Below are 6,684 nucleotides of genomic sequence, written 5' to 3' on the forward strand. Positions count from 1 at the left end.
TCCAACTCAATATCCTCGATATTGCCAAGGTCAATGTCTTCGGCTTCATTAACGACATGTATTTTGTTAATACTTTCACTATCAACCAATAGGTCGTCAATTTCACTAATCATTGCTTGTGCGTTCTTATTTAGGTTATCATTGATATTATTGTTTTCATGAATAACCTTCTTGTGATTTTCTTCGTTTTTATGCACTGGTTCTTGACTACTTCCGTAAACCAATTTCTCCAAATGCTTATTAAAATCTTCTTCACTTAATTTAACATGACCTTCTGCCATAGATGGCATACCACCAACAGCACCGCCACCAAGACTTGCACCCATATCAGGTGGTGCGCCCATTTCAGCAGGACCACCGCCAGCAGGTGGTAAACCACCACCTTCACCAGCCTCCATACCTTCACCTTCTTCACCGGGTCCAACATCTTCTGGATTCATTTGGTCTTCAGGTAAGCCAAATCTCTTGTCAATATCTGCAAAAAGACCGGACTTTTTAATGTTAATTGGTGAATCGGAGTTAATTATCGGTGTAAATTAAGTTGTGACCCAAGTCGATGAAACCAGTCAATAGCATTATCAACTGCTCACTAAGTGATATATTTGTTTCATCTTCTGGCGACAAGTCAGTCAGTGAAATAGTTCACTTAAATTCGCAATTTAACAAGATTAAAATTGTACTTATATAATCGAGGCTACCATGAAAAAATTTGCATTAACTCTTCTTTGCGCATCAATCGCTGCACCTGCACTTGCTGGTGGTTCATCTTACGTAACTGGTAATGTTCAAATGCATGACCGTGCTGATTTCAACGGTTCAGATGTGACTTCTACTATCGAAGCTGGCCATACGTTTACAACTGGCACTACAGTTTTAGTAGAGATTGATGGTATTCAGCTTGGTAACACTGACTATGGCACAGGTGGTGAGCAAGGTAGTTCAGCAGCTTCTGCTTACACTACGTTAGGTGTTGAACAATCATTCAGCATTAACGAGAATTTATGGGTAGCAGCCGGTTACCACCATTTATTACACGACGGTGAAGCAGTTCAATACCGTCCATTAGTTAAAATTGGTTACAACTTCGATAATGGTCTTTCTATCTCTAACCGTACACGTATGCAAATCCAAGCAAATGATGCAATCAATGCTGATAGTGGCGTAAATGAAACAAACGATCAAGTTCGTTTAGATAACAATATTGCTTACCAATTTAAAGATATGCCTGTGAATGTTAAATACAACAATGTTTATTACGTAAATGATGGTGTTACTAAGGATAACTCTATGGAGCATGAATTACGTGCAACTTGGACACGTGCAGGTGTTCAACCATACGTTGAATATCGTAACCAAGAGTCTTCATCGAAATCGAATCCTGGTCACAACAATAACGTGCTTGTTGTAGGTGCATCTTACGGCTTCTAAGTCGTAACGTATAACAAATAGTAAGTCCTTTATGTAAAATCCCGCTTATTTGCAGTAAGCGGGATTTTTTTGATCTAAATGAATTACTTACTTATCTTGGTGCAATGATAACATCGATATCTTTTGCTTCTATGGCTCGGCGTTGTTCTGCGGTGATATCGGCATCAGTAATTAAGGTGCTGATGTTGTCCCATGCTAATTCTAGATTAGGCATTTTACGACCGATTTTGTCAGATTCAACCATCACAACAACTTCTCTCGATACTTCAGCCATCACCCGACTGAGTCCAATTAACTCATTAAAGGTCGTGCTGCCTCGCTCTAAATCAATACCATCGGCACCAATAAACAGTTGATCAAAATCGTATGAACGCAGTACCTGTTCGGCAATCTGACCTTGAAATGACTCTGAGTGCGGGTCCCAAGTTCCACCTGTCATTAATAAAGTCGGTTCATTTTCTAAACCATTTAACGCATTAGCCACTTGCAGTGAATTGGTCATGGTGATCAGCCCCTTCTTATTAGCAAGCTGCTCAATTAGACTGGCTGTAGTGGTACCACTATCAATTATAATTCGATTGTGATCGCGAATTCTTAATGCGGCCGCCATGGCAATGTCAATTTTGCACTGCGAGACTTTATCTGTTTCAACTTCTGGAAGTAGTTCTTTCGGGATTGGTACGGCACCACCATAACGGCGTAATAATAGACCGTTTTGCTCTAAAGCATTGAGATCTTTACGTATAGTGACTTCTGATGTTTCAAAACGCTGGGCTAGCTCATCAACACTGAGTTTACCTTGCTCTTCAAGTAATTTAATAATGGTATGACGACGTTGTTGAGTGTTGCGTTTTGACATAGTGTATGTGATTCATTTATTAAAAATAAGAATCTAACAATATCATAGTTTAGCAACCGCTGTTATCTATGATATTTGCCGATCTTTTGGTGCTAGCTAGGGAAGTATAAATTTCTGCGCTGTACTAAATTAAACTTAGCGAGGTATTCAGGTTCGATATTATTGCTGCTAATACCTTTCGCAATCGTAATATTATCAGTAGCGCAATGACGTAAAAGGGGTTGTTTCTTAATCGGCTCTAACTCATTGAAATCGACTATCAGTGGTTGCCTGAGACTATCGATGACACTCATTTGTACTTGCCCTTGATTATTATCATAACTAACAATAGTGCCAACTGGGTATATGCCCATCATTTTCACAAACTGTTCTAAATAGGCTTTGTTGTAATGTTTATCAGCGACTTTAAACAACAAGCCAATGGCGAGATGAGGTGAATAACGGTGTTGTGGTAAATTCGCGTTACACATTTCATTATAACGGGTGGCAATGGCAACTAATTGGGCGTACTTTGAAATCTTATCTTGTTTAATACCACGCGGGTAACCGCTGCCATCGAATTTTTCATTGATCTGTAAAATACTATGGATCACCGTATCAGTCAGTGCATCTACACCTTGTAACTTTTGCACTGCATAGGCTGGGTGTTGCTTGAGGTAGTTGACTTCTGGTTTGGTAAGCTCTGATCTTTTATTACGAATTGAAGGTGGTACCCATAACATACCAAACTGACTGAGTAGGGCTGTTTGCGTAACGATAGCCACATCTTGTGCGTTAAACGATATCTGTAGTGCTAAACGAGTACTAAGTACCGCCACATTCATCGCATTTTGATAAATGGAATCGCTTGATAACTCCTCATTACATAATACGAAACTAAAATCATGCTGTTGTTCAGCTGCGATCGTTAATTCACCCGCAAGTAATTCTAATTGTTCCATGGCTTTTTCAGGTTGTAAGCTCAGTTTACTGTAAACATCTTTGAGGAGCGTGAGCTTGTCTTGATACTTTGATCGGGTATGACGTATTTGTTTCCACCAGGCTTGCTGTTGTGCTAACTCTGTTTGTTGTTCTTGTCTTCCTTTGAGAGCCGCTTGTTGCTGTGCAAGCTTGTCTGCCGATGCTGGGTCAATCGGGGCGGGCTGTAATGATGCTGATGTCGGAGGCTGCGCTAGTTTACTGCGAGATAGATCAACAGAAATCGTGTCTAAACCAAGATACTGTACAATTCGTAATTGCTTTTCATCCTTAATAAGAAATGAATTAAGGATGAAAGGATGGGATGTCCAACCAATGGGGAGGTTAATATAATGACCCACTTGAAGGTCTTTAATCGTTAATGAGACATTTTCCATTACTTACCTTGTCATTTTATTTATTACTTTATTTAATTTGAGCTGAATATAATGGATTTAAATACCATGATATCGTTTTAAATAGAGTATTGAAAATACAGTCAAAATAATTATAGGGAATAAGTTTAGGGTTATCAAAACTAATGTGGCTAGGTGTGGGCTAGTTATCTTTTCCGCGAGAATATATTAATAATAACCTTAGGTGAGTAATAAAAATTCAATTTACCCTTGTATATAAAAAAAAAAGGGTGGGAATATAAGGTTATTTAAAAACCTCAAAACCACACCCTTTATAGGTCATTGTTATCACGTTGTTGATGATAACAATGCTTGTATTACTTCACGGTTATTTTTTTGCTGTTTCTTTTTTAGCCGCTTTTTTTTCTATGTTATAGCTTTCTTGATAATCATGACCGTAGTAAGAAGCAAGTAATAGTGCTTTTAACTCGCTGATTAATGGGTAACGTGGGTTAGCACCAGTACATTGGTCATCGAATGCTTCGATTGCTAGTTGGTCTACTTTAGCAAGGAAATCAGCTTCGTTTACACCCGCAGCTTGGATTGACTTAGGAATATCTAAATCAGTCTTAAGTTCGTCTAACCAGTTTAATAATGCGTTAACTTTGTCAGCTGTTTTACCTTCACGGAAACCTAAGTGTTCTGCAACTTCAGCGTAACGAGCACGTGCTTTCGGACGGTCATATTGTGAGAAGGCTGCTTGTTTAGTTGGCATGTCAGTAGCGTTATAACGAATAACGTTAGTGATAAGTAATGCATTTGCTAAACCGTGTGGAATATGGAATTCAGCACCAAGTTTGTGCGCCATTGAGTGACAAACACCCAAGAAAGCATTGGCAAAGGCGATACCCGCAATCGTTGCACCATTGTGAACTTTCTCACGTGCAACTGGGTCTTTAGCACCATTTTTGTAAGAACTTGGTAAGTATTCTTTCAGTAGTTTCATCGCTTGTAGCGCTTGACCATCTGAGTATTCATTTGCCAGGATTGAAACATATGCTTCTAGTGCATGTGTTACCGCATCATAACCGCCGAAAGCAGTCAGTGATTTTGGCATATTCATTACTAGATTAGCATCAACAACAGCCATGTTAGGTGTTAATTCGTAATCAGCGATTGGGTATTTCTGACCTGTTATTTCATCTGTTACTACGGCAAACGGCGTTACTTCTGAACCGGTACCTGACGTTGTAGTAACTGCTACTAGTTTCGCTTTGATACCCATTTTAGGGAATTTGTAAATACGTTTACGGATATCCATAAAGCGCATTGCAAGGTCTTCGAAGTGTGCTTCTGGATGTTCGTACATTACCCACATGATCTTCGCGGCATCCATCGGTGAACCACCACCAAATGCAATGATAACATCAGGTTGGAAGCTGTTCATTACATCAACACCTTTCTTCACTACTGCTAGCGTTGGATCTGCTTCTACATCGTAAAATACTTCAGTATCGATGCCTTTAGTTTTTAGGATTGCTACTAAGTCATCTACATAACCGTTATTGAATAGGAATTTATCGGTAACGATACAAGCTCGTTTTTTACCAACAAGATCATCCATTGCGATTGGTAATGAACCACGGCGGAAGTAGATTGATTCTGGAAGTTTATGCCACAACATATTTTCAGCTCGCTTAGCAACAGTCTTTTTGTTAATAAGGTGTTTAGGACCTACGTTTTCAGAGATAGAGTTACCACCCCATGAACCACAACCTAGCGTTAGTGATGGTGCTAGACCGAAGTTATATAAATCACCGATGCCACCTTGTGAGCTTGGTTGGTTAATCAGGATACGGGCTGTTTTCATTTTATCGCCGAAGTCTTTGATACGTTCTTCATTTGCATCTTGGTCTGTATAAAGTCCAGATGTATGACCGATACCGCCAAGTTCAACCATAGTGATAGCTTGTTCTACAGCGTGGTTGTAATCACGAGCGCGGAACATACCTAATGTTGGAGATAGTTTTTCGTGAGCGAATGCATCATCAACGTGTACTTCTGGACCTTCACCGATAAGTACTTTAGTGAAAGGAGGCACTGTAACACCAGCCATTTCAGCAATCTTAATTGCAGATTGACCAACAATCGCAGGGTTCATGTTGCCATTGATTAGTACGATTTCGCGTACTTTATCTGCTTCTTTCTTCGATAAGATGTAACCGCCGTGTGTAATGAAGCGTGCTTTTACAGCGTCATATACTTCGTCAACTACAATTACGGCTTGCTCTGAAGCACATACTACGCCGTTATCGAATGTTTTTGACATTAGGATTGAAGATACAGCACGTTTAACATCTGCTGTTTCGTCAATAACGATAGGGGTATTACCCGCACCAACACCAATAGCTGGTTTACCTGATGAGTAAGCTGCTTTAACCATGCCTGGACCACCAGTTGCAAGGATAAGGTTGATGTCTGCGTGATGCATTAATGCATTTGAAAGTTCAACTGAAGGTTCATCAATCCAACCAATAATATTTGCTGGTGCGCCTGCTGCAACCGCTGCATCTAAGACAATTTTAGCTGCCGTATTCGTTGCATTTTTTGCTCGTGGATGTGGCGAGAAGATAATACCGTTACGTGTTTTAAGAGAGATTAATGATTTAAAGATAGCCGTTGACGTTGGGTTAGTCGTTGGTACGATACCGCAGATGATACCTGTTGGTTCTGCAATTGTGATGGTGCCAAACTCTGTATCTTCTTCAATAATGCCGCAAGTCAGGGTGTCTTTATACTTGTTGTAGATATACTCTGATGCAAAGTGGTTTTTAGTTACTTTATCTTCTAATACACCCATACCTGATTCTTCAACAGCCATTTGCGCTAAAGAGATACGTGATGTTGAAGCGGCAAGTGCAGCAGCTCGGAATATTTTATCAACTTGCTCTTGATTAAAGGTTGCGAACTCTTGCTGTGCCGCTTTCACTTTAGCAACCATTGCATTGAGTGTTTCTATATTCTTAACAGTCATAATTTATCCTTAAAACTAATTTGAAATTTTAAAAAGTATTTACTAAGTGT

5 protein-coding genes are annotated in these 6,684 nt (G+C 39.6%); 1 reads left to right on the forward strand and 4 read right to left on the reverse strand.

All coding sequences use genetic code 11. The features are described 5' to 3' along the window. A partial coding sequence (locus QNK26_RS14680; protein ID WP_319224345.1) for a hypothetical protein occupies positions 1-440 on the reverse strand: 440 nt, incomplete at its 3' end. Between the two features lie 259 nt (positions 441-699). Here QNK26_RS14680 and QNK26_RS14685 point away from each other — a divergent pair. After that, complete coding sequence (locus QNK26_RS14685) at positions 700-1,428, forward strand: porin (RefSeq protein ID WP_319224348.1); 729 nt, start codon at positions 700-702, stop codon at positions 1,426-1,428. Between the two features lie 91 nt (positions 1,429-1,519). Here QNK26_RS14685 and QNK26_RS14690 read toward each other — a convergent pair whose 3' ends face one another. The 3 genes from QNK26_RS14690 to adhE all read right to left on the reverse strand — a co-directional run bounded on the left by QNK26_RS14690 (position 1,520) and on the right by adhE (position 6,634). Then, the gene (locus QNK26_RS14690; protein ID WP_319224351.1) at positions 1,520-2,287 is read right to left on the reverse strand and encodes a DeoR/GlpR family DNA-binding transcription regulator; all 768 of its coding nucleotides are present in this window, start codon (positions 2,285-2,287) and stop codon (positions 1,520-1,522) included. Positions 2,288-2,379: 92 nt separating this feature from the next. Then, entirely contained in the window at positions 2,380-3,642 is a 1,263-nt protein-coding gene (locus QNK26_RS14695; protein ID WP_319224353.1) for an HD-GYP domain-containing protein, read from the reverse strand. A 346-nt stretch (positions 3,643-3,988) separates the two neighbouring features. Continuing rightward, positions 3,989-6,634, reverse strand: coding sequence for a bifunctional acetaldehyde-CoA/alcohol dehydrogenase (adhE, locus tag QNK26_RS14700; protein ID WP_319224355.1), 2,646 nt, complete (start codon positions 6,632-6,634; stop codon positions 3,989-3,991). Positions 6,635-6,684: the final 50 nt, after the last annotated feature.

It is taken from the genome of Moritella sp., from assembly GCF_033791185.1.
Lineage (GTDB): Bacteria > Pseudomonadota > Gammaproteobacteria > Enterobacterales > Moritellaceae > Moritella.